Origin of the sequence: Alicyclobacillus acidoterrestris (genome assembly GCF_022674245.1) — a bacterium.
GTDB lineage: Bacteria > Bacillota > Bacilli > Alicyclobacillales > Alicyclobacillaceae > Alicyclobacillus > Alicyclobacillus acidoterrestris.
In genome coordinates this window covers 2520863-2543135 of record NZ_CP080467.1, presented here as the reverse complement: position 1 = coordinate 2543135, position 22273 = coordinate 2520863, and the positions used below count along the sequence as shown (strand labels likewise).

Annotated in this window: 23 protein-coding genes; 17 read left to right on the top strand and 6 right to left on the bottom strand. The window is 54.4% G+C overall.

The window, feature by feature from the left end:
* Positions 1 to 55: 55 nt before the first annotated feature.
* The 11 genes from xseA to spo0A all read left to right on the top strand — a co-directional run bounded on the left by xseA (position 56) and on the right by spo0A (position 12032).
* The gene (gene xseA / locus K1I37_RS12235; RefSeq protein ID WP_081654013.1) at positions 56 to 1396 is read left to right on the top strand and encodes an exodeoxyribonuclease VII large subunit; all 1341 of its coding nucleotides are present in this window, start codon (positions 56 to 58) and stop codon (positions 1394 to 1396) included.
* Entirely contained in the window at positions 1368 to 1607 is a 240-nt protein-coding gene (gene xseB, locus K1I37_RS12230) for an exodeoxyribonuclease VII small subunit (protein WP_021295661.1), read from the top strand. The genes xseA and xseB overlap by 29 nt, the downstream gene beginning before the upstream one ends.
* Before the next feature lie 17 nt (positions 1608 to 1624).
* Positions 1625 to 2497 (top strand): polyprenyl synthetase family protein, encoded by an 873-nt coding sequence (locus K1I37_RS12225; protein WP_051189387.1) that lies wholly within the window; start codon positions 1625 to 1627, stop codon positions 2495 to 2497.
* Positions 2498 to 3232: 735 nt separating this feature from the next.
* Positions 3233 to 3808 (top strand): CNNM metal transporter family protein, encoded by a 576-nt coding sequence (locus K1I37_RS12220; RefSeq protein WP_236613831.1) that lies wholly within the window; start codon positions 3233 to 3235, stop codon positions 3806 to 3808.
* Between the two features lie 12 nt (positions 3809 to 3820).
* Positions 3821 to 5701: a 1-deoxy-D-xylulose-5-phosphate synthase gene (gene dxs, locus K1I37_RS12215; protein WP_021295658.1), complete on the top strand. Its 1881-nt coding sequence runs from the start codon at positions 3821 to 3823 to the stop codon at positions 5699 to 5701.
* The gene (locus tag K1I37_RS12210) at positions 5701 to 6543 is read left to right on the top strand and encodes a TlyA family RNA methyltransferase (RefSeq protein ID WP_021295657.1); all 843 of its coding nucleotides are present in this window, start codon (positions 5701 to 5703) and stop codon (positions 6541 to 6543) included. Before dxs ends, K1I37_RS12210 begins: the two co-directional genes overlap by 1 nt.
* Before the next feature lie 11 nt (positions 6544 to 6554).
* Positions 6555 to 7079 (top strand): SAM domain-containing protein, encoded by a 525-nt coding sequence (locus K1I37_RS12205; protein ID WP_021295656.1) that lies wholly within the window; start codon positions 6555 to 6557, stop codon positions 7077 to 7079.
* 15 nt (positions 7080 to 7094) lie between these two features.
* On the top strand, positions 7095 to 7955 hold the full coding sequence (locus K1I37_RS12200; protein ID WP_021295655.1) for an NAD(+)/NADH kinase: 861 nt from the start codon (positions 7095 to 7097) through the stop codon (positions 7953 to 7955).
* A gap of 26 nt (positions 7956 to 7981) precedes the next feature.
* Positions 7982 to 9670, top strand: coding sequence for a DNA repair protein RecN (gene recN, locus K1I37_RS12195; protein WP_021295654.1), 1689 nt, complete (start codon positions 7982 to 7984; stop codon positions 9668 to 9670).
* Between the two features lie 85 nt (positions 9671 to 9755).
* Entirely contained in the window at positions 9756 to 11030 is a 1275-nt protein-coding gene (gene spoIVB, locus K1I37_RS12190; protein WP_021295653.1) for a SpoIVB peptidase, read from the top strand.
* A gap of 195 nt (positions 11031 to 11225) precedes the next feature.
* Positions 11226 to 12032: a sporulation transcription factor Spo0A gene (gene spo0A / locus K1I37_RS12185; RefSeq protein ID WP_031218180.1), complete on the top strand. Its 807-nt coding sequence runs from the start codon at positions 11226 to 11228 to the stop codon at positions 12030 to 12032.
* A 199-nt stretch (positions 12033 to 12231) separates the two neighbouring features.
* Here the strand turns inward: spo0A and K1I37_RS12180 are convergent, their stop codons facing one another.
* Positions 12232 to 12558 (bottom strand): winged helix-turn-helix transcriptional regulator, encoded by a 327-nt coding sequence (locus K1I37_RS12180; protein WP_021295651.1) that lies wholly within the window; start codon positions 12556 to 12558, stop codon positions 12232 to 12234.
* A gap of 198 nt (positions 12559 to 12756) precedes the next feature.
* Between K1I37_RS12180 and K1I37_RS12175 the strand changes: the two genes are divergently transcribed.
* Positions 12757 to 13104, top strand: a complete 348-nt coding sequence (locus K1I37_RS12175; protein WP_021295650.1) for a hypothetical protein — start codon at positions 12757 to 12759, stop codon at positions 13102 to 13104.
* 85 nt (positions 13105 to 13189) lie between these two features.
* On the opposite strand, the gene K1I37_RS12170 is transcribed toward K1I37_RS12175, so the two are convergent.
* Positions 13190 to 13567 carry a hypothetical protein gene (locus K1I37_RS12170; RefSeq protein ID WP_021295649.1) on the bottom strand — a complete coding sequence of 126 codons (378 nt, stop codon included), beginning with the start codon at positions 13565 to 13567 and terminating at the stop codon, positions 13190 to 13192.
* A gap of 228 nt (positions 13568 to 13795) precedes the next feature.
* Here K1I37_RS12170 and hemQ point away from each other — a divergent pair, with 228 nt between their 5' ends.
* A complete protein-coding gene (gene hemQ, locus K1I37_RS12165) occupies positions 13796 to 14554 on the top strand; it encodes a hydrogen peroxide-dependent heme synthase (RefSeq protein WP_021295648.1) in 759 nt (252 codons plus the stop codon).
* Between the two features lie 139 nt (positions 14555 to 14693).
* A complete protein-coding gene (locus K1I37_RS12160) occupies positions 14694 to 15875 on the top strand; it encodes a M20 family metallopeptidase (RefSeq protein ID WP_407653223.1) in 1182 nt (393 codons plus the stop codon).
* 361 nt (positions 15876 to 16236) lie between these two features.
* On the opposite strand, the gene K1I37_RS12155 is transcribed toward K1I37_RS12160, so the two are convergent.
* Positions 16237 to 16989 (bottom strand): M48 family metallopeptidase, encoded by a 753-nt coding sequence (locus tag K1I37_RS12155; protein WP_152498742.1) that lies wholly within the window; start codon positions 16987 to 16989, stop codon positions 16237 to 16239.
* Between the two features lie 121 nt (positions 16990 to 17110).
* Here K1I37_RS12155 and K1I37_RS12150 point away from each other — a divergent pair, with 121 nt between their 5' ends.
* Entirely contained in the window at positions 17111 to 17629 is a 519-nt protein-coding gene (locus K1I37_RS12150) for a hypothetical protein (protein ID WP_031218177.1), read from the top strand.
* A 123-nt stretch (positions 17630 to 17752) separates the two neighbouring features.
* Here K1I37_RS12150 and K1I37_RS12145 read toward each other — a convergent pair whose 3' ends face one another.
* The 3 genes from K1I37_RS12145 to moaD all read right to left on the bottom strand — a co-directional run bounded on the left by K1I37_RS12145 (position 17753) and on the right by moaD (position 20399).
* A complete protein-coding gene (locus K1I37_RS12145; RefSeq protein WP_021295643.1) occupies positions 17753 to 18256 on the bottom strand; it encodes a permease in 504 nt (167 codons plus the stop codon).
* A gap of 23 nt (positions 18257 to 18279) precedes the next feature.
* A complete protein-coding gene (locus K1I37_RS12140) occupies positions 18280 to 19623 on the bottom strand; it encodes a glycosyl hydrolase family 18 protein (protein ID WP_021295642.1) in 1344 nt (447 codons plus the stop codon).
* 74 nt (positions 19624 to 19697) lie between these two features.
* A complete protein-coding gene (gene moaD / locus K1I37_RS12135) occupies positions 19698 to 20399 on the bottom strand; it encodes a molybdopterin converting factor subunit 1 (RefSeq protein WP_021295641.1) in 702 nt (233 codons plus the stop codon).
* A gap of 62 nt (positions 20400 to 20461) precedes the next feature.
* On the opposite strand from moaD, the gene moaC reads away from it, so the two are divergent.
* Positions 20462 to 20977 (top strand): cyclic pyranopterin monophosphate synthase MoaC, encoded by a 516-nt coding sequence (gene moaC / locus K1I37_RS12130; protein WP_021295640.1) that lies wholly within the window; start codon positions 20462 to 20464, stop codon positions 20975 to 20977.
* Between the two features lie 157 nt (positions 20978 to 21134).
* A complete protein-coding gene (locus tag K1I37_RS12125) occupies positions 21135 to 22223 on the top strand; it encodes a Leu/Phe/Val dehydrogenase (protein ID WP_021295639.1) in 1089 nt (362 codons plus the stop codon).
* The last annotated feature ends 50 nt before the right edge of the window (positions 22224 to 22273 follow it).

Genomic DNA, 22273 nt, shown 5'->3' with positions numbered 1-22273 from the left:
AGCCAACATCGGCTCGGAGAACCGTGCGGTGTTTAGCGTTACCCAGTTGAATCGCATGATCAAGGACCGGTTGGAGTCTGATCCGAATCTGCTCCAGTGTCACGTCACTGGGGAGATCTCGAACTTCAAGCACCACTCGAGCGGCCACATGTACTTTACGTTGAAAGACGAGCAGAGTCGCATTCGAGCGGTCATGTTCGCGGGCCGCAACCGCCGACTGCGGTTTCGACCGGAGGACGGGATGCGGGTGATTTGCGCCGGAAACGTCAGCGTGTTCGATCGCGATGGACAAGTTCAACTGTACATCGAGGATATGCAGCCGGACGGCATTGGCGCCCTGTACGTGCAATTTGAGCAGTTGCGCAACAAGCTGCAGGCCGAGGGGCTGTTTGCGGCGAGCAGAAAGCGCCCGTTGCCCGCGTATCCTACGCGCATTGGCGTGGTCACCTCCCCGACAGGCGCGGTCATTCGCGATATCTGCACGACCCTGCAGCGTCGCTTTCCACTCGCGGACGTCATTTTGGCACCTGCGGCCGTGCAGGGAGCAGGCGCGGCAGAGACGATTGTCCGGGGGTTGCAACGGCTGTGGCGGCTCGAGCATCCAGTCGATGTCATCATTGTCGGCAGGGGGGGCGGCTCGCTGGAAGAACTTTGGCCGTTCAACGAGGAAGTGGTGGCGCGCGCCATTGCGCGTTCGCCAATCCCTGTGGTGTCGGCGGTCGGCCACGAGACGGATGTGACCATCTGTGACTTTGTCGCCGATGTGCGGGCCGCGACGCCCACTGCTGCGGCAGAATTAGTGGCGCCGCACCATCAAGATATTCAGTATCAATTGACGCAGGCTTTGGCGAGATCGTATGGGGCAGTGGCCAATCGCGTGCAGACGGCACAAAAGCTCCTTCGCACACTCGAAGAGCGGCCCGTTTTGCAGGCGCCAAAGCGGATGATTGATCGCGAGCGGCAGTCGGTTGACTACATCGAAAGCCGCCTGCGCGAGGCGCTTGTCCGGCCGGTTCGCGCGGCGCGGCGACAATATGCTGAGGTCGAGCGACGGCTGCTGCGCGTCGATTTGCAGCGGAGAATGGATACTGCCAAACATCAGACAAGCGCATTGCACGACAGAGTCAAGCAGAGTATGCGCCGCAATATCGAGCGTTACGGTGCGCAGTTAGACCGTCAAATCGGCGTTTTAGAGGCCATGAACCCCCTCTCCGTCCTGCGAAGAGGATATAGCGTGGTCTATGATGAAGTAACAGATGAGATTATTTCCAGCACGGCACAGCTTTCCCCGGGTCAGCGGATTCGCATCCGCGTGGCAGATGGGACGGTGTCTGCAAACGTCAATGACGATGGAGGTACTTACGCGCGTGGAGAGCAAACCAGACTTGACATTTGAGGAAGCCATGAAGAGGCTGGAAGACATCGTCCGCCAGTTGGAATCGGGCGCATTGCCCCTGGCCGAGAGCTTGGAGCGGTATCAGGAGTCGATGCACCTGGTCAAATTTTGCCGTGAGCAGTTAGATAAAGCTGAGTTTAAACTGGAGCAACTTTCGATGGATGGTGATGAAGCGCCTTCCGAGCCGACTGAAGAAACTTCCATAGAATGAGGACCGGTGAAGACGAAATGTCCTACTTAGAGATGTGTAAATCTGACCTCAATGAATACTTGAAATCGGCCTTGGTCACAGACGGGCGAGCGAAAACGCTGTATGAGGCGATGAACTACAGTCTGTTGAACGACGGCAAGCGACTGCGTCCTGCGCTGTGTATGGCGACTGCGGAGACGTTTGGCGTCAGTCGCGAAGCGGTGCTGCCGGCAGCGGCTGCGTTAGAAATGATTCATAGTTATTCTTTGATTCACGATGATTTGCCGTGCATGGACGACGACGATTTGCGCAGGGGGCAACCGACGAATCACAAGGTGTTTGGCGAAGCCATGGCGTTGCTCGCAGGGGATGGTCTGTTGACGGAGGCGTTTGTGCAGCTGTCGAGACCGCTATCAGGTGTCAGCCCAGAGCGGCAAGTGTCGATGTTGCACACACTAGCCCTGCGTGCGGGCGCATCCGGGATGGTCGGAGGACAAGCAGTGGACGTCGAATTGACCGGGCAGGATGGTACACTCGACGATGTTGCGTTTATCCACCTACACAAAACCGCGCGGTTGATTCAGGCGTCTATTGAAATTGGTGCATTATTTCCGGAACTGCCGGATGAACACGTCCGTGCCTTGTCGGTGTACGGGGAGTCCTTGGGGCTTGCGTTTCAGATGATCGATGACGTGCTGGACGTCGTCGGCTCGCAGGACGAATTGGGGAAAACGCCCGGTAAGGACGTGGCGGCCGCAAAGTTGACGTATCCGAGATTCATTGGCGTCGAAGAGACGAGAAAGTTGGCTGCGCAAGTGATTGAGCGCGGCGAACAAGCGCTTTTGCGCGTGGGTATCGTATCGAGTATCCTTCAGGAACTCCAATCGGTGGTGCTGGAGCGAACGCATTGAGGTTTCGAGCGCGATCGACCTTTGTTATGTAAACTGCGGAACGGCTGCCAATAATGTATTCTGCGAGTGTGTGTCGAATATGATATAATGAGGACAGTTGAGATACTTATGATTGGGTGGCGCAGTATTCTAGTCAGCCGTCCGTGCCTGAAGGCGGGGCTAAAAATCCGTCAAAGGGCACATCGATGAAGTTCCTGGTGTTGGCTTGGGGCGCCCAGCCCTGGGCTTATGCTGGGAGTTAAGAAAGTTGGGTAGTCCGCAATGGCATGTGGAACCTAACCCAGCTTTCGCGGAGGCCCAAGTGCGTAGCTCGCAGTCCACAATTTTGTGGAAGGGTTATGGCTTGGGGTATGAACCTGCATGTGGAGGCAATCTGTGTGCAGTGTAGCCTGCCTTGAGTGGTGCTGAAGGATCCTAGGTATTCAGGCAAGTTGCCGCGGCCACGGCAACTTCGCCGGTGCTGGGTGAAATCCGTACTGCAAAAGAGGCTAGGGTGCGGTAACGGCTGCCGCGGAAAACGCCTAGACTGTTCACTACAACGTGAGACATCTTGAGGATTATAGTGTGGACTAAGTGGTAATCTAGTCCGGCAGTCGGCGACGCTGTCGAGTTGTGCTTAAAGGGAAACCGCCGAAACGGCGACGTTTGGGTGCGCGACTGGGAAAACCTACTGGACCTAAGCCACAGCGTTTACTCAAGATGTTGCCACCCACTCTCACTACTACATATGGAGAAATGATGAAGAAATCTTCGAAGTCGAAATCAAATTATAAATTTATTGTGTTTATCGCCGCACTGACTTTACCTATCAGTGCGGTTTTCGATACATCCACCATTTTTCTCAATTCGACGACATGGTATATCGGTGCGATAATCGTCATTGGTATTGTCTTTATCGGCGCGTTGTTCGACATGATTGGCATGGCGGCTGCGGCCGCTCGTGAGACCCCTTTCCACGCGATGGCATCCAAGCGCGTGTACGGCGCGCGAAGGGCCATCAGTATCGTTCGAAATGCCGAAAAGGTCTCTAGTATCTGCAGTGATGTCATTGGAGATATTGCCGGGGTACTCAGTGGTGCGGGTGCGCTGGCTGTGAGTGTGCAATTGTTGCAGTCCATTCATGCGTCCGGTTGGAAGGATGAAGCAGTGAAAATCGCCATTACGGCTGTGATTACGTCGCTGACTGTCGGCGGGAAGGCGATTGGGAAGACCGTGGCGATTCATTCTCCTACGCCCATTATATTGATGGCAGCCCGAATTTGGGAAACCGTGTCCTTTGTGGACCGCCGTGCACAGCGGCGAAAAAAGTGAGGCGAACATCAGATGAATTTACTGGATGAAATTAATCAACCTGAGCAGTTAAAGCATTTGACGACTTCCCAACTCGTGCGGCTGGCAGAAGAAGTGCGGGCATTTCTCGTCGAGTCGGTATCGAAGACGGGCGGCCATTTTGGCGCAAACCTTGGGGTTGTCGAACTGACTTTGGCGTTACATCGCGTATTTGACAGCCCGACCGATAAAATTGTGTGGGATGTTGGACATCAGGCCTATGTACATAAATTATTGACGGGTCGACGCCTTGGTTTTGCTTCCTTGCGGCAGTTCGGTGGTATGTCTGGATTCCCGCGGCGAGATGAGAGCGAACACGACCAGTTTGGCGTGGGTCACGCCAGCACGTCGATATCCGCCGCGCTGGGGATGGCGGTTGCGCGCGACTTGCAAAAGCAAAACCATCATGTCATCGCCGTGATTGGGGATGGCGCGTTGACCGGTGGCATGGCCATGGAGGCACTGAATCACGCAGGCCACCTTGGCACAAATTTGTTGGTGGTGCTCAACGATAACGAGATGTCCATCTCGGAAAACGTCGGGGCACTGTCCAAATACCTGACGAAGTTGCGTTCAGATCCGGCGTATGCCAGGGCGAAAGCCGATTTGGAACAAATTCTTCGCCGACTTCCGGCGATTGGCAACCGATTGACCAATACCCTGGAACGCTTGAAGGACAGCATGCGGAATCTGATTGTGCCAGGACAGTTTTTTGAGGCGTTTGGCTTTCGCTACTTAGGACCTGTTGATGGGCACGATTTACCGACGATGATTCGCACGCTGGAAGATGCGAAGCGCCTAAAAGGCCCCGTCCTGTTGCACGTCATTACGCAGAAGGGCAAGGGCTACGCGTCCGCAGAACAGGCGCGCGACAAATGGCATGCTTGGCCGACGCCGAAGGGGGACAAGTCGGTCAAATCCTATAGCCAGGTGTTTGCCGATACGCTGTGCGAACTCGCGGCGAAAGATCCGCGCATTGTCGCCGTGTCGGCGGCCATGTTGCCAGGGACCGGCCTCACGTCGTTCCAGTCGGCATTTCCCGATAGGTGTTTTGATGTCGGTATCGCAGAACAGCACGCGACGACATTTTGTGCGGGACTCGCGACACAAGGCATGCGACCAGTGTTTGCCGTGTACTCCACCTTCCTGCAGCGCGCGTATGATCAGCTGATTCACGATGTCGCGATTCAAAATTTGCCGGTGGTGTTCGCTGTCGATCGCGCCGGACTCGTCGGTGCAGACGGCGAAACGCACCAGGGTGCGTTCGACATTTCGTATATCCGCACGCTGCCCAATGTCACCATCATGATGCCGAAGGACGCCATTGAATTGCGGCAGATGATTCACACGGCGTTCACCATCGATGGGCCGTGTGTGGTTCGCTATCCACGCGCGGATACACCGCCGTTTGATGTCACGGACTCCGTGATGCCACTGCCCATCGGCCGGGCGGAGGTCGTACGGGACGGATCGGATGTGGCGATATTCGCTCTAGGCCCGATGGTGAGCGTCGCGCAACAAGCCGCGGAGCAACTCAGCGATGCGCACGGCGTCGCTGCGAAAGTCATCAATTTGCGCTTTGTGAAACCCTTGGATGAGGCACTCGTGCTCGAGTGTGGTCGGCAGATGCCGATTGTCAGCGTCGAGGAGGCGTCGGTGCCAGGGGGTGTCGGGTCTGCCATCTTGGAAGTGTTGGCTCAACACGAAGTCCTGACGCCAGTGCACTGCCTTGGACTGCCTGATGCGTTTATACCGCATGGCAGTCGCAAAGAATTGCTGGAGTCGATTGGCCTGACCGTCGACGGGGTGGTCGCCGCTTGCCTTCAGGTTGTACCGGCGAAGAAGACGGACGTACAAGCGACGGAGGAGAAATAATGGCCCAAACGCGTTTAGATGTGTTGCTCCACAGCCGTGGAATATATTCGAGTCGGGAGGCGGCGAGGCGGGCGATTATGGCCGGTCTCGTCAAAGTGGGCGGCGTGCGCGCGGACAAGCCTGGGACAAAAGTGAAAGAGGACGTCATTATCGACGTCGATAAGCCCCTGCATCAGTTTGTCTCCCGCGGTGGGATGAAATTGCAGCAAGCGTTAGATCGCTTCGCCGTAGACGTCTCGGGCTGTGTGGCGATTGACGTCGGGGCCTCCACTGGTGGCTTTACCGACTGCCTGCTGCAGCATGGCGCGTCCCTGGTCTATGCCGTAGACGTCGGGTATGGACAACTTGCGTGGACCCTGCGGAACGACCCGCGCGTCGTGGTGATGGAGCGGACGAACTTCCGCCATGTGGATGAGACGTTGTTTGATCCAAAACCGCAGATTGCGGTGATGGATGTGTCCTTCATTTCGACGAAGTTATTGTTCCCGAAGCTCGCGTCGATTTCAACGCCGCAGGCCGATGTGCTCAGCCTCGTAAAGCCGCAATTTGAAGCGGGGCGCGGCGCGGTTGGTAAGGGCGGGATTGTGCGTGATCCGAAGGTTCATTTGCAGGTACTTCTGGACATGCTGGATCATGTCACGTCCATCGGTTGGTCCTGCCACGGGCTTACGTACTCCCCAATTTCCGGCGGGGACGGGAATATCGAGTTTTTGGCTTGGTGGAAGATGGATCACAGAGCGTCGGCGACAGATTGGCGCGCAGTGGCGAAATCTGTGGTCATTGATGCATGGCAGGCACTTCAAGGGGAACAAGTGGAGGATCAACTCGCTCCTCTCACCTGAGGGACAATCATGTGACAAGACAGGACGACGAATCCGTGATTGCGGCAGTAGGACTGTTTGGCGCATTTTGGTGCATGTGGTGTGTTGCGAAATCCCTTGTCGGGGCGTGGCCGCGAAAGCAGAAGGAAGCTTCCTTGGATGGGCTTTTGCAGCGCGGCCTGCAGTGGCTCACGGACAACGGTTACGACGTGTTGAAGGCGGAAAAGACTGCAAAGTATACAGGTTACATCGACGAATGTTCAATTGGTTATAAAGAGGCTGCCGACTTTATTGCGCGAAAGAATGGCCGTGAGTACGCTGTGATTGTCGGGTTGGAGGACCTCTCACACGACGAGATTTGTCGGCGTTATTTTCCGCTGTTTGCGATTCTCGACGTGCAGGAATTGATTTTTCTCAATCTGCGCGACGAGTCCGTACATTATGTCGACTTTCAGCTTCACCGGCCCAAGCGTTATTATGTTCGGCATTTGGTGTATCGAGGTCTTTGGTTCTCGGGCGGCATCCTGTTTGCTTTTGCTTTGCTGCATCGCACGTGATGGGAGGGGAAAGCCGTGCGGAAAATCGCACTTTTGTACAACCCAAGCAAGGAGCAAGCATGTTCCATCCGGGACGAGTTGAATCGTCTGTTGACAGACGGCGGCATTGCTGTGACACACATCGCAGTCGATCACGCCACGGACATCCTAGCGGTCGACCCGGACATACGCTTTGTCGAATTGGCGATGGTCCTTGGCGGCGATGGCACGCTGCTGGGTATTGCGCGTCAGCTTGCACCGTATCACATTCCTCTACTTGGTATCAATATCGGACATTTAGGTTTTTTGACAGAGTCAGAACCATCGCAGTTGCAGCCGGCCGTCGCGCGGATTCTGCAAAATGAGTACAATCTCGAGCACCGCATGATGCTCGAGGCCGAGGTTATTCGAAATGGGCAATCCCTCGCAAAGTTTTCCGCGTTGAACGAGGTCGGGACAGGTAAAGGGTCGTTTGCCCGGATGGTCACTGTAGATGTCCATGTGGACGACGTGTATGTCGATACATATCGCGGAGATGGCGTCATTATTTCCACGCCGACGGGCTCTACCGCGTACTCACTGTCTTGTGGGGGGCCGATCGTCAGCCCGAATTTGCAAGTCATGGTGATTACACCCGTTTGTCCGCACACGCTGTTTTCGCGGCCTTGTGTGATTGATGCAAATCAAACGGTGCGGTTGACAGTACGAGCGAGTCATTCGGATTTAGGGATGACGGTGGACGGACAAGACGGCCTTCACTTGCTGAGTGGCGATGAGATTATCGTGAAGCGTGCGCCATACGAGACGACGTTGGTGCGCTGGCCGGATCGCGAGTTTTTCGGGGTTCTGCGCAGCAAATTACATAATGGCAACGGCGACGGGCCAAGCCCGACGTAAATGACCGTCGCGAGCGGGGTGATTCGATGCTGACCGAATTGTACGTGGAAAATTTTGTGCTGATTGATTCGTTGCGCTTACAGTTTGGGCGTGGCTTGCACGTGTTTACCGGCGAAACTGGCGCGGGTAAGTCACTGCTGCTGGATGCCACGCGACTCGTGTTAGGCGGGCGGGCGTCGGCGTCGGCCGTTCAGCGCGGAGCAGACAACGCGTACGTCGAAGCGGTGTTTGAAGTGCCAGCCAAGACACTCGCGGCCAATTTGTTGGCAAACTGGGGAATCGAGACGGAGGATGGAACCGTCATCCTCTCGCGTACGCTTTATGCGAACGGTCGCACCACGTGCCGCGTCAATGGGCGGACTGTGACTGTGCAGATGTTGAAGTCACTCGGAGACGCGTTGGTTGAAATGCAGGGTCAACATGAATCACAGACGATGCTGACGACGCGCTATCAGCGTACGTTGGTGGATTTATACGGCAAACATGAGGACCTGGTAGACGCGGTGGCACAGGCGTACCGCCAGGTTCGTGGCGCTCGCGAACAGCTTGCGAAGGCGCAGGTCAGTGAGCGGGAGCGGGCGCAGCAAATGGACATTTTACAGTTTCAAATCGCGGAAATTGAAGCGGCTGGCGTCGAGCCAGGCGAGGAAGAAGCACTGCGCGCTGAGCGACAACGCCTGCTTGCATTTGCCAAACTGCAGACGCACATTGATGCGCTGTTGTCGGCGCTTGAAGATCCGCGTGTGGGGGCGATTGCTCAGCTTGCCGCGGCGTATGAGGAATCCGCTGTACTCTCTACAAAGGTTAGCGAATTAACTGGGATTGATGAAATGATCGCATCTGCGCGCGCCAACGTCGAAGAAGCTGCGTTTACGACGAATAAATTTGCGTCGCGTTTACAAGTCGATCCGAATCGCCTGCAAGAGATTGAAGATCGATTGGCCAATATTCGCGCGTTGACGCGCAAGTATGGGCCAACTTTGGATGAGGTCTTTGCGCACTTGGCCACCAGTAAAGAGGCGCTGCAGGAACTTGTGAAACACGAAGAGACGATTGCGGCTTACGAAGACGAGGTCCGGGTGGCAGAGAACCGTTACTTGGAGTTGGCAGGGCGCCTCACGACGGCCCGGGAGCGCGCTGCAAAGCGTCTACAGGCAGAAGTGCAGGCCCGTTTGCACGAGTTGCACATGGTCGATGCTCAATTTGTCGTGTCGGTCGAGCGGCGCCCGGAAGAGTGGTCGGAAGACGGCCAGGACGTTGTCGACTTTTTGTTTAGTGGAAACCCTGGTGAGACGCTGGCGCCACTCCAAAAAGTTGCATCGGGCGGTGAATTATCGCGCACACTACTGGCGTTGAAGTTGGTGGTGGCAGATATTGATGAGGTGGAAACGCTCATCTTTGATGAAATCGATGCGGGTGTCAGCGGCGATGCGGCGCTCCGGGTTGCTCAAATGCTCCGAACACTTGGCAGAGATCGCCAAGTGCTCTGCGTGACGCACTCCGCACAGGTGGCAGCTGCCGGACATGCGCATTTTCAAATTGTCAAGGAGACGCTGGCGGGACGGGCGAAGACGACTGTCGCCAAACTGGGAAGTACCGCTCGCAAAGAGGAGATTGGGCGGCTGCTTGGGGCTGGCGTATCCGATGACACAGCGCTTCGGCATGCGCAAGCGCTGTTGGAAAGCTTCCGAAAGGACACCATGGCCCACACGTAGGTGGGAGCTTTTTTGCATTATAAGACGGCTCCCTACGGGTACCTTAGGACTACGTTCTGAGGTTGCGTCAAGGGGGGAAGGCAACATGGCTGGTCGCCTGCGCACGATTCGGTTTATTGGACTACTTGCGATTGCTGTTACATGTTTTACACCCGCTGTTCAGAAAATGGCTTCCACGCCGACGGAAGTCAACATGGTCTCGGGCGACACTGTCGCTGTTCCGACGGATGGCACGCATACGTCGAATTCATCGTCGACCCATTTCTCCACTCAGACGGCATCCTCTACGTTGACCGTCACGTCCACGAGTCCTGGAGATACGGATATCTTCAGCAAGCATTTTGGCATGATCCCATGGAAGACACACGTTCACGCGGAGCCCGCAGCGCGCGTCATTGTAGGCGGGCAGGCAGTGGGCATTCGCATTCAAAGTCAAGGTCCGGTCGTCGTTGGCTTTCGCCGGCTGACGGACGGATCATCACCTTGTGCCAGCGCCCACATGCAGGTGGGGGATCGCATTGTCTCCATCAACCATCAGCATATTGAGACAGCGGCAGACTTGCAACAAGCACTTCGAAAACAGGCACAAGCGGTTCATTTGACAGTCGTTCGCGGAAATAGTGTCAAAGAAATTCAGGTGTCCTTTAAGGACCCTGGTGTTCACCAGCTTGGTCTGTACGTCAGAGATCGGACGATAGGCGTTGGCACGTTGACGTTTTACGATCCGCTACACCACACGTTCGGCGCTCTCGGTCACATGATTACAGACGCCGATACAGGCAAACCTGTCGTCGGGCGCGGAGGATTGTACCAGGCGGCGATTACGGGATTGCAGCCAGGTGCGGCGGGGTCGCCAGGGGAAAAACGAGGTACGTTCTCTTCCGCGAGTACACCGCTCGGACACATTGACGTAAATACACCATACGGCGTATTTGGGTCAATGTTGCAGCCGCCGGCACGCACATCGGTTCCCGGTGTCATCGATGTCGCTTTACCCGAGCAGGTACATGTTGGACCGGCCAAACTGTACACCGTGGTGCACGGCCAACAAGTCGAGGCGTTTGACGTGCAAATTGACAATGTCGCGCGTCAGGCGTCACCCGCTACGAAAAGCATGATTGTCCGCGTCACAGACCCTCGCCTCCTCAACGAGACAGGCGGTATTATTCAGGGCATGAGTGGTAGTCCGCTCGTTCAGGATAACCGTTTGATTGGCGCGGTCACGCACGTATTCGTTTCGGACCCAACGCGCGGATACGCGGTGTATGCGATGTGGATGCTGAAACAGACCGAGCATTTGACAGATAACTCCTCATCTTCTTCCGTCACTTTTATCCATCGTCGAAATTACGCGGTATGAAAATGATGTGTGTGTATAAACTGGTATTTGTGACGACGAAGAGTCATCGCCGAGATGGCTCTTTGTCGAATTATGTTGAATCAGACGGGATACTCGCGAAAAGTATTACATAGATTTGGCAGGAGTGGCGCGCCAATCGTCGAATCCTATAGACTGTTAGATGTACGTCAGGGAGGGAGTCTGTCTGTGTCGTTAATGAAGGTGTTACTCGCGGACGATAATCATGAATTTGCTGACTTGCTTGGTGAATTCATTTCATCACAGCCAGATATGGAGCTGTGTGGAATCGCGTATAATGGAAATGATGTACTCAATTTGGTTCGAGATACTCAGCCAGACGTCCTTGTACTCGATATCATCATGCCAGTCCTCGACGGCATTGGCGCGCTTGAACGCTTAGGCGACGCCGGTGGCAAAATGCCGAAGGTGATTATGTTGACGGCGTTCGGTCAAGAGACCGTCACGCGACGAGCGGTTGAACTCGGTGTCTCATATTTTATCCTAAAGCCATTTGATATGCCGCTTCTGGCCGACAGAATTCGGCAAGTGGCGCAAGGCCATGCCGCACCTGTCGCAGCTACGCAGCAACAGTATAACCCCGTTTATTCGGCCTCATCCAACAACAGTACTCAGACGCCGCCGCGGCGTTCGGTGGATGCCCAAATAACGCAAATTATCCACGAAATTGGGGTTCCGGCGCATATTAAGGGGTATCATTACCTTCGCGAGGCGATTGGCATTGTTTATGATGATGTAGAAATTCTCGGATCCATCACGAAGATTCTTTACCCACGCATCGCGGATAGGTATAAAACTACGCCGTCACGAGTCGAGCGCGCCATTCGCCATTCGATTGAGGTCGCGTGGGGCCGTGGGAACATGGATGCCATTCGCAAGGTGTTTGGGTATACCGTGAGTGCGTCCAAGACAAAGCCGACGAATTCAGAATTTATTGCGATGATTGCGGATAAACTTCGGATGGAGCATCGCGTTAGCTCCTAATCTCGACCGCGTGCGTGACGTCTTTTCAGCCATCGCAGATAACCGCGGATACATTGGGACGCGAGACGATTCCTCGTGTCGAATACCTAAAAAACCTCCCAATGTGCGGGAGGTTTTTTAGGTTACTGAGCATCGGCCTTCGCCAACAATCAGGGTCGCATCGCAGGTGTTAGACATAGATATCCGATACGCGGCATACCTATTCTTTGTTGGCGCCTTCACACCATTTATCGGCCCACGATTGAATGGCAGCTAAAGCAGGCGTTAGGTCTTCGCCTTTGTCCGTGAGTTTGTACTCGATACGAACCGGCGTCTCGGGATATACCGTGCGCAGCACAATACACTTTTCCTCGAGTTCCTTGAGGCGCTCGGTCAGCATTCGCGCGCTCATACCTGGTATGATTTCCTGTATTTCAGAAAAGCGTTTTGCTCCGTCCATCAGCGCGCGAATAATCAGACCCGTCCATCGCCGCCCCAGCAAACTAAATGCTTCTTCGAATTTCGGACACATCGTTTGTAACTGCATTTCGACTCATCTCCATGTGTTTATTTTAGCATGACCTCTTGACAGATGTAACTCATACATTGCAACTGTATAATGCGATACTTCGCGTGCTGCCTCGGGCGGAGAATACTTTGCAGTTTCGCGCGAGAAACGTGCTGTTTTTCGTCGCCTGTTTCGGGCAAAATAGATGGCGAATCGTTTTACAAATGGGGTGTCCGCATGAATGATTTGGATTGGGATGCTGTAGGGCGTTCCGACGTGTTTGCTGAAGAGGTGACGGATGAGTCCGGAAAAGCTGTTGCCTTAGCGGGAATTGATATTGATTTGCTGAAATTTGAACGGGATGATGACGGGGAATTGGTGATCACGGATGGAGAAGTCGGTCTCGACGACATGCGGACAGTGGTCACGGTTCGGGCGTGGCTCGACGAACAGCAGGAGTTGGACGTGGAGATACTCTATCACGAAGACGATGCAGAGTGGTTGGATAACAATGAAGATATCCAAGGTGAGATTCAAGGGGCCATTCAAGACCTGACACAGTATTTTCTCGGCGAAGCGACCTAACACGCGCGCTTTGAGGTGTGCGATGGGATGCGAGCAGACCCATGGAGGTTGTTGATGGGTCTGCTCGCAAGTCTTTGCAATTGCATTAGGATTGCAACGCGTTTACTGAACGTTCCCGCTTCGTGCCTTCGCGATGCCGTTTGTTTCTGCGTCGGGACACAATACAGCCTATTATCAGGACGATAGAGATTCCACACCAAATCCAAATGGTGTCGTCGAAGTAGATGATTGCGACGCATGCTGACCAAAGCGCGGAGACGGCGAACATGGCAAGCGCCACCCATCGGTTCCAAAATACGAGTCCCGCGCCGAGTAGGGCAGTGAGCGCCACAATCAGCTCCGCCACGCCGGTGGCGGCTAGCTGTGGAATGTCGTCTACGGCGCCGGCGCGCGCTATCCATAGGCCACTGATGACAAGATACGCCCCGCATAGTGCGGCGATCATACAAATCGCTGTCCTCATTGAATGACACATCCTTCTTGATTCGAGGTTATCAGCCGTGTGTTTTTCGACAATTTCGTGGAACGCACTTTGATGTAAAACTATGAATCTTGCGCGCTGTTTATGTCCAATTTCGTAGACTTCACAAAATCGGTACCCGTGGTGTACCGAAACGGCTTCGTCTGTGAGAACCTGGTTGATATAATGGGGCTACAGGGCAATTTAATACAGGAAAGAAGGTCCTTTATCATGGGTGCACCACACACGCTCGATGGTTGGTATGTGTATCACGAATTTCGGTCAATTCGTTGGGATAAATGGAAAGCGCTGAGCGCTGCGCAAAAGCAAGTTATCTTGCGGGAATGGAGCCATTTCGCGGATGAACAGCGCAAAGTTCAAGCTGAGCGCCAAGGAAGCTATGGCCAATTTGTGATTGCTGGCGGCAAGGCGGACTTACTGATTATCCATATGCGTCCGACAATCGAAGCGTTGAGCGACCTCAAGGCTCAGATGGCGCGCACGCGCTTGTTTGATATGAGCGAATCTACATATTCCTACATCTCGGTGGTAGAGTTGGGCGGCTACAACGCGAGACCGGGCGTCGACATCGAGCAAGATGAAGCGTTACAGGCTCGGTTAAAGCCGGAAATGCCAACGCATTCACACGTCTGCTTCTACCCGATGAACAAACGCCGCCTCGGCGCTGACAATTGGTTTATGCTGAGCGAAGAGGAGCGGCGGGAATTTATGAAGGCGCACGGTATGATTGGGCGCCAGTACGCGGGCATTGTCAAACAGATAATCAGTGGATCCGTTGGTTTGGACGATTGGGAGTGGGGTGTCACGCTGTTTGCAAACGACCCACTTCAGTTTAAGAAACTGGTGTACGAGATGCGTTTTGATGAGTCCAGTGCGCGATTCGCGGAGTTTGGTCCCTTTTACGTCGGCCATCAAGTCGACGATGCTGCACTTGGCGCGTGGCTGACTGGTACGCGGGCGGATCCCTAACGATTCGCCTGCTTTTTGTGCAACAACCCTCAAGCTAGTGCGAAGCATTTGAATACTTAGCGCTTCTCGTGCAATTCGTGGTAACGTAGAGAGTGAATTGAAATGACTACGATGCTTGAGGGAGCGAGGTACTTTGGGACTGAGCGTATTGTCAATCGATGAAATGGTGGCTTCGGTGGAACAGGACGTCATTGCGTGGCGACGGCATTTGCACGAGCACCCCGAGGTATCGTTCCAGGAGGTCGCGACGGCGCAGTTCGTATATGACTTGTTGTCCACATTTCCAAACCTGACATTGACCAGACCTACGAAGACGAGTGTCATAGCGCGTTTGGTGGGCGCTCGCCCGGGAAAGGTGCTGGCTTTGCGCGCAGATATGGATGCGCTGCCGATAGAAGAGGAGAACGACGTACCGTATCGTTCTAAAAATCCGGGAGCCATGCATGCCTGCGGTCACGATGGACATACCGCAATGCTACTGGGTGCGGCAAAAATCCTCGCTCAACACCAGGCCGACATCGCCGGAGAAATTGTGTTTGTCTTTCAACATGCGGAAGAACTGTTGCCGGGCGGTGCGGCAGAGTTGGTTGAAAAAGGCGTACTGCGTGGCGTCGATGCGGTTGTCGGTCAACACCTTTGGCAACCCGTGCCGTCACAGACCATTGGGCTGCGCGCGGGTGCGGTGATGGCGGCTCCAGACACATTTTACATCACCATCATCGGCAAAGGTGGACACGCGGCGCAGCCTCATCTCAATGTGGATCCCATTGCGATTGGCGCGCAAGTCGTGACCAATTTGCAGCATGTGGCATCGCGTTTGACGGATCCGCTTGAACCCTTTGTCCTCAGTGTCACGAAGTTTGTGGGGGGCACGGCAGATAACGTCATTCCCGGATCAGTGGAGATGTGTGGTACGGTTCGCACATTTAAAGACGAACTGCGAGATGAAGCGGCTGTGTGGATGGAGCGTATCATACGCGGCGTCACAGAGGCACACGGCGCGTCTTATCAATTTGTTTATGAAAAAGGGTATCGGCCAGTCGTCAATGATGAGCAGGTGACGGCATTTGTTCGCGAGGTACTGCAAGAAGCGTTTGGCGAAGATGTCGTCACGCCGACGGCACCGACCATGGGTGGAGAAGATTTTTCGGCGTACCAGACGGTTGCGCCAGGCACATTTTTCTTTACGGGGATTCAAAACGAGGAAAAGGGCATTGTCTATCCACACCATCATCCGCGGTTTGACATCGACGAGGACGCCTTGCGCGTGGGTGTCAAAGCGTTCGTGGCCATTGCGCTAAGGTTCGGCGATAGAGATTGATTGGCGTAGTAGTCTTTGTACATCTGATAACGGCTCGGTTGGCTGGATAAGCCACCTGCCGTTCTTTTTTTGTCCACAGGTTTATTCAACTGAAAAAAACACGACAGTACGACAATCGGTCGCGAGATGTTACGGGCGTTTGCCCCATTCCCGCTATGCTTGCACCACATAAGCTACACCAGATTCCTGCGAGGGGGTGTAGAGATGTACGGAGCATTTGGTGGGTACACCCGTTGGGCCGTTGTATTCCTCATTATCTTCGTGCTGTTTATCCTGTTGGTTCCTTATGCAGCACCGACCACAGCTTGCTAATGACAAGCACGGTGGAATTGCTTTGGAGTGCGGGGACGCACTCCAAAGCCTATCCTTGCTGAATCAATATGCCTTCTCGTTGGATATCGTACAGTCGTTCACCGTGTATCGTCAGCCATTTTCGGTGTTGGTCGTAGTTTGGCATCATCGCGCGGACGAGGGCCCAAAACCGCGGACCGTGGTTCATTTCCGTCAGGTGTGCCAGTTCGTGGACGATGACGTACGATTGAACCTCTTTTGGCGCTTGGATGAGGCGCCAGTTCAAATTGATATTCCCCTTGCTCGAACAGCTCCCCCATCGACGTTTTTGCTCTTTAATGACAATTTGGTTGGGACGGCAGTGAAATTTTGTCGCCAAATCCTGCGCGAGCGCGCGCAGGTGCGTTTTTGCAAGTAAGCGCAACCAAGTGTACAGGGCATCGTGGAGTTGCCCCTCCTGCAAAGCATCTGGCACGAGAATTTGCCGGCTGGAAACCGCCAATTCGATGTTCTGGGTGTTTGCGTGATGCGCTGTTAGGATCCAATTTTGCCCATGCAGCCAGATGGTATCGCCTGCTTGAACGGGGCGCAGGATTCGTTTGGTTGCCGTGTTGAGCATGTCGAGAATCCAGCTCTGGTGTCGGTCAATGACTTGTTCAATTACGCGCTGAGAGATGTGTTTGGGTGCGCTCACCTGTAAAATGCCGTCAACCACGCGTAGAATGACACGCACTTGACGAGCGCGCGCAGGCGTGCGGTGGTAGTGAATGACGGTTCCGTTAGAGAGGGTGATATATGTCAATCCATTTGCCTTCTTCCTCATGTCTTGCGCGACATCCCGATACACTCGTGCGTATTCGCCAAACTTGTCGGTGTCTGAGGCATAACTGTGTAGGTGTGGCACAGACTACATGTCAGAAGCCATCAGAAACGGAGTGTACGCCATGAAGGTCCGTACCTTATGTGCTGTAGCCATCACCAGTGCGCTGCTCGTGGGATGCGGGCACACGGGGAATGACAGCGCCAACCGACAAGCCGCTATTGCCAGCCAGGAGCTGCCGTCCTCGATTGCGGACAAGCCCGCACAGTTGCAGCTTCCCCACTGGCAGAACCGAGTCAATCCACATTTTGACGTGCGAAATAAAAACGGGCAAGTCATTTTTTATTCAGACGACAAATTGTGGAATGGGCACATCATGAATTTGTATTACGTTCCCCGCGACAACGTGGTCGTTGACAACGGGGAATACAGTTTGCGTTCGACTGCGCCGTTGCAGCGCATCGCCACCACGCACATGGAAAAGGATCAGACATGGTCTGTTGCGTGGAATATCAAAGGACATGAACTGCCAAAGGTGTTCTACGTGTTAGCGAGGACCGATGTCAACCAGACGACGATTGAGAAGGTGACGTGGCACCAGCACGCGCTGCGTATCTCCGGCGGAGATAGTCCTGTTCAATAACGCTTGTTTAATAACGTTTGCGTTTTAGGATTCGGTCAATCTATCTATCTTGTCGGCATGTCCACAGTACAGCGACTGCGACAGAACCCCCAGGCGATTGTCTGGGGGTTACCTCTAGCTAAATTAGTTTCGTGGCGGAAATTTGGCCCACACGATGTCGAACAGCATGCCGCCGATGAACGCCATGAGAATGGAAATGACGGTCCGGTATACGGTGAACCGCATGCCCAAAAACGGCAATTCGGCGGGAAGTCGGGTGACGGACACCAATTGCCACGACGTCATGAATGCGAAGACCGCGCCTGGCGTCGCGTTTGCGGCAAGTAGGCCGGCGGCCAATGGGTACATGGCCCAGCGCGATCCTGTCCCGAAAGCCCCCAGTACCGCAGCGATGAAGATGCCCAAGATCCCCGATTCGGCGCCGAATAGGCGGGCGACGAGGGCGGGATCGACCAGTTCAGAAATCAGGCCGGCGGTGAACATGGAAACGACAATCCAAGGCGTGGATTGCAACAGCATTTCCAGCGACGATTCCAGCCCGTCGGCGGCGACACCCGGCCGTATGAGTGCCAGCGCCAGATAGGCGATGAGTGTTGCGCCACCGAGATATATCAACGTTTTCTCCATGTGCACCCCTCGCCGTTCGCCTTTTAGGAGAGTGTGTTGCGCAGTGCGCTCACGACCGACGACCACGTTTCTTTGTCGGACCAGTCAAGCGACCAGACGGCGACACCCGCAAGCCCGTTTTCGTTCACCAGTGACAGGTCGTCCGTATAGGTCTTGGCCGTGGGGTACCACATTTCCATGTACCCATCGGCCTGTGGCTGGCGCGTGTACATCAAATCTAGTTGATGATTAAATGAACCAGCCCCTGCGTGATAGTCGTCCAGCGCGCTCTTGATACTGTCGTCGCTCACGCCAACGGCTTTATCGGCCACGTGTCCATCTTTGTAGACGTGCCACAGACGCGTATAAAATGGCATACCGAGCACCAGCTTGTCTGTGGGGACGCCTGTGTCCAATAAATCGTTGACCGATTGTGTGACCCATGGCAGGTCGGCGACGGGACCTGGATCACTGTCCCCGTCCCAGTGTTCGTCATATGCCATCAGGACCATCTCGTCGACGTCGTCAGACAGCCCAGCGTGGAAAAACGCAGCGCTGTCGTTAAACGGTTCGATGTCTGGCGCAACGTCCACCGACAAATTGATGCCTTCGGGCGATAGCGTGTCGTGCAATTGCTTCATGAACGCGGTAAAAGCGTCTCGGTCGGCCGCCGCGACGTTCTCAAAATCGACGTTGATGCCATCTAAATGATAGAGTTTCGCCTGGTAATTGAGTTCGTCGATGAGATTGTTGCGGGCTTTCGGGTTTGACAGCACAGCGTGCGTCAGACTGGCACTATAGTTGTTGTCGACGAGGACCCAGACTTTGATGTGATGCTCGTGCGCATATTTCACGACATCTGGCAGCACTTGGCCTGAGATGTTCCCCGATGCGTCACTCAATCTGAACCATTGTGGCGATGCGACATTGATTCCCGGGTTGTCTTTGAGCATCTGGATGCACGCGGAGGTCGACGTCGATGCGAGCCAACCCATGGCGATTTTATTGGTCGAAGCTGCCCACGTCGTGATGGATTGAATTAAGGCGGACTGACCACCTGTACTCGCAGCTGCCTGCGTCTGTGTTTCCGGTAGTTCAGCCGTCAACATCGTCAAAGGGTCCGTAAAAGGCAAGTGTAGGGTACTGCTGACTGCACGCAGAATGGTCGGATTGGCATTCGTTTCGTCTTTCACGTAGTCGGTGGTGCCAATGAGTTGACTGAGTTCTACGTCGGCCAGTTTTGCGGCCTCCAGCGTGGAGACGCGGCGGAGATCCGGTTGGCCGAACATACAGAGCACAGCGCCGAAGCAACCGGCGGCGAGGATCATCAGCGCGACGGTTGCTGCGACGAATTGTGCGGCGGCGTGGCGTAGTTTGTGGGGGTTCATTCCGGTCAGCGCTCCTCGACTCAAGATTTTCTACGAGTCTATGAAGGAGGTGACGGAGTTAGAAGATTCGTAGTCTAGATTTTATCGACATCGGTGCTCTGTGCGTTCGCTTGCCAGACTGAATCGCCGTCGACATAGACTTCCTTTTTCCAGATAGCGACCTCTTTTTTCAATCGCTCAATCAGTAGGCTGGCTGCTTCAAATGCCTGCTTGCGGTGAGGGCTTGACGCACCGCAAATGACCGCGATGTCGAGCGGCGTAAGTTTGCCGATACGGTGCCACTGGAGTGTTGTGATGCCCGGAAATTGTCGCTCGACGTCCTGTTGAATTTGGTGCATTTGCGACAGTGCCATCGGATCGTACGCTTCATAGGACAAATACAGCGTCTGTCTATCGCGTGTCCATTCGCGCACCGTACCGACGAAGAGGACGGTGCCGCCATGGTTGACGTCCTCCAATTCGCGATACGCGTCCTCCACGACGAGTGGCACCGGCGAAATGCGCAGGCGGGTATTCTCCTCAAGTCCTGGCGATCCGCCGCCAACAGGTGGCAATAGTGCGATTTCGTCGGTCTCCTGAAGTACCGTTTGCGCCGGTACTAGCACTTGATTGACAGCAACCATGACTTTTTCTAGGGAAGGCTTCGCCTCTGGATATTCTTCACAAAGAATGGGCAAAAGCTGAGCCACCGTCGTTCCGTTGGGGACCGTTAGCGTGAGTTCACGTGTTTGAAAGTGTTCGCGCAAATTGGCGAACAGTGCGATGCGTAGTTGCAAGTTGAGTCACCTCATGACAGAGTAGTGGCTGTACACATACCGGTTACAGGGAGGAACAGTGTATGTCATCAGAAGCCGGATTTACACATTTTACGCAAGATGGTCGACCTGTGATGGTTGACGTCTCCGATAAACCATCGACAAAGCGGGTAGCCGTTGCGCAAGCGCGCGTGCGCATGCAATCTACCACGCATGATGCTATTGTACATCAAGCTGTGCGCAAAGGGGACGTGCTGGCAATCGCCCAACTCGCCGGGATTATGGCGGCGAAAAAGACGTCAGAGCTCATCCCACTGTGCCATCAGGTTCCCCTTCATCACGTTGCCCTTGATTTAGCATTTGAAGACACGGGGACATCAGGAAACGGTGGAGAAGCTGTTTTGGTCATTGAGGCGCAAGTCGATACAGCATATCAGACAGGTGTGGAGATGGAGGCGCTGACGGCCGCTAGTGTGGCTGCGCTCACGGTGTATGACATGTGTAAGGCGCTAGACCGCGCGATGGTTGTCGAGCAGGTCAGGCTCTTATATAAGGATGGCGGGAAAAGCGGCGTCTTTCAAGCACCGCAAAACGCGTGACCAAAAGTCGTAACACGACATTCTAAATCGTCTTTTTGTCTGTCAATTCTGTGATGGTATCGTTTTGATTGATTGCTTGCACTTGTCTTTTCCTAGAGCTAGTAAATCAAGTATGATAATGATGGCACGTAGATCGTTCGCTCTAGGGGGAATTGGGATGGAGATATTTTCGTACCTCGGCAAATACGATTATGAACAATTGGTTTTTTGCAATGACGAGGCATCTGGCTTGAAAGCGATTATCGCAATCCACGACACCACACTCGGACCTGCTTTGGGCGGATGCCGGATGTGGACCTACGCGCGCGAGGACGACGCGATTCTCGACGCACTCCGTTTGGCGCGCGGAATGACCTACAAAGCTGCCGTGTCGGGACTGAATCTCGGCGGGGGCAAAACGGTCATCATGGGCAATCCGAAGACAGATAAATCCGAAGCGATGTTCCGAGCACTTGGGCGTTTCATTCAGGGATTGGGCGGACGATACATCACTGCTGAGGATGTCGGCACAGATGTGCACGATATGGATTTGATTCACATGGAAACGGACTATGTCACAGGCATTTCGCAAGCCTATGGCTCCAGTGGGAATCCGTCACCGGTCACCGCGTTTGGCGTATTCAGAGGCATGCAGGCGACGGCGAAAGCTGCGTTTGGCACGGACGACTTGGCAGGACGCCGCGTCGCCATTCAAGGGCTTGGCAGCGTCGGTATGCAACTGGCGAGACACATCAAGGACGCGGGCGGGGAATTGATTGTCGCAGACATCAATGAAGATTCCGTGCGCCGCGCGGTCGATGAACTCGGCGCCAAGGCAGTGACTGTCAAAGATATATTTGAAGTCGATTGCGACATTTTTGCGCCGTGCGCTTTAGGGGCCGTGATCAACGACGAGACGATTGACAAGCTCCGGTGTGAAGCTGTCGCTGGCTCAGCCAACAATCAATTGGCGGAAGAGAAGCACGGCGACGCGCTGCACCGCAAAGGCGTGGCATATGCGCCTGATTATGTGATTAATGCAGGTGGATTGATGAACGTCGCGGATGAATTAGAGGGTTACAACGCCGATAGGGCGCATGCCAAGGTCGACAACATTTACAACATCATCAGCAACATCTTTGCGATGTCTGCGAAGGAAAACATTCCGAGCTATTTAGCAGCCGACAGACTCGCGGAACAGCGCATTGCACAGATGCGCAACGTGCGCAGCAACTATCTGCGCGACGAGAAATCGCTTCATCGTTAAGCCATTTCCTCAGGCGGCCCCGACACTGGCGGTTAGGCGTTTTGTCTCAC

What these genes read in the sequence shown, in the direction of transcription:
- K1I37_RS12170 (WP_021295649.1), bottom strand. Translation starts at nt 13,567, where the DNA reads ATGAGGACAGCGATTTGTATGATCGCCGCACTATGCGGGGCGTATCTT.
- K1I37_RS12210 (WP_021295657.1), top strand. Translation starts at nt 5,701, where the DNA reads ATGGCCCAAACGCGTTTAGATGTGTTGCTCCACAGCCGTGGAATATAT.
- xseA (WP_081654013.1), top strand. Translation starts at nt 56, where the DNA reads ATGATCAAGGACCGGTTGGAGTCTGATCCGAATCTGCTCCAGTGTCAC.
- K1I37_RS12155 (WP_152498742.1), bottom strand. Translation starts at nt 16,989, where the DNA reads ATGAGGAAGAAGGCAAATGGATTGACATATATCACCCTCTCTAACGGA.
- K1I37_RS12150 (WP_031218177.1), top strand. Translation starts at nt 17,111, where the DNA reads ATGAAGGTCCGTACCTTATGTGCTGTAGCCATCACCAGTGCGCTGCTC.
- K1I37_RS12145 (WP_021295643.1), bottom strand. Translation starts at nt 18,256, where the DNA reads ATGGAGAAAACGTTGATATATCTCGGTGGCGCAACACTCATCGCCTAT.
- recN (WP_021295654.1), top strand. Translation starts at nt 7,982, where the DNA reads ATGCTGACCGAATTGTACGTGGAAAATTTTGTGCTGATTGATTCGTTG.
- K1I37_RS12225 (WP_051189387.1), top strand. Translation starts at nt 1,625, where the DNA reads ATGTCCTACTTAGAGATGTGTAAATCTGACCTCAATGAATACTTGAAA.
- K1I37_RS12175 (WP_021295650.1), top strand. Translation starts at nt 12,757, where the DNA reads ATGAATGATTTGGATTGGGATGCTGTAGGGCGTTCCGACGTGTTTGCT.
- moaC (WP_021295640.1), top strand. Translation starts at nt 20,462, where the DNA reads ATGTCATCAGAAGCCGGATTTACACATTTTACGCAAGATGGTCGACCT.
- K1I37_RS12220 (WP_236613831.1), top strand. Translation starts at nt 3,233, where the DNA reads ATGATGAAGAAATCTTCGAAGTCGAAATCAAATTATAAATTTATTGTG.
- K1I37_RS12125 (WP_021295639.1), top strand. Translation starts at nt 21,135, where the DNA reads ATGGAGATATTTTCGTACCTCGGCAAATACGATTATGAACAATTGGTT.
- dxs (WP_021295658.1), top strand. Translation starts at nt 3,821, where the DNA reads ATGAATTTACTGGATGAAATTAATCAACCTGAGCAGTTAAAGCATTTG.
- K1I37_RS12180 (WP_021295651.1), bottom strand. Translation starts at nt 12,558, where the DNA reads ATGCAGTTACAAACGATGTGTCCGAAATTCGAAGAAGCATTTAGTTTG.
- spo0A (WP_031218180.1), top strand. Translation starts at nt 11,226, where the DNA reads ATGAAGGTGTTACTCGCGGACGATAATCATGAATTTGCTGACTTGCTT.
- hemQ (WP_021295648.1), top strand. Translation starts at nt 13,796, where the DNA reads ATGGGTGCACCACACACGCTCGATGGTTGGTATGTGTATCACGAATTT.
- spoIVB (WP_021295653.1), top strand. Translation starts at nt 9,756, where the DNA reads ATGGCTGGTCGCCTGCGCACGATTCGGTTTATTGGACTACTTGCGATT.
- K1I37_RS12140 (WP_021295642.1), bottom strand. Translation starts at nt 19,623, where the DNA reads ATGAACCCCCACAAACTACGCCACGCCGCCGCACAATTCGTCGCAGCA.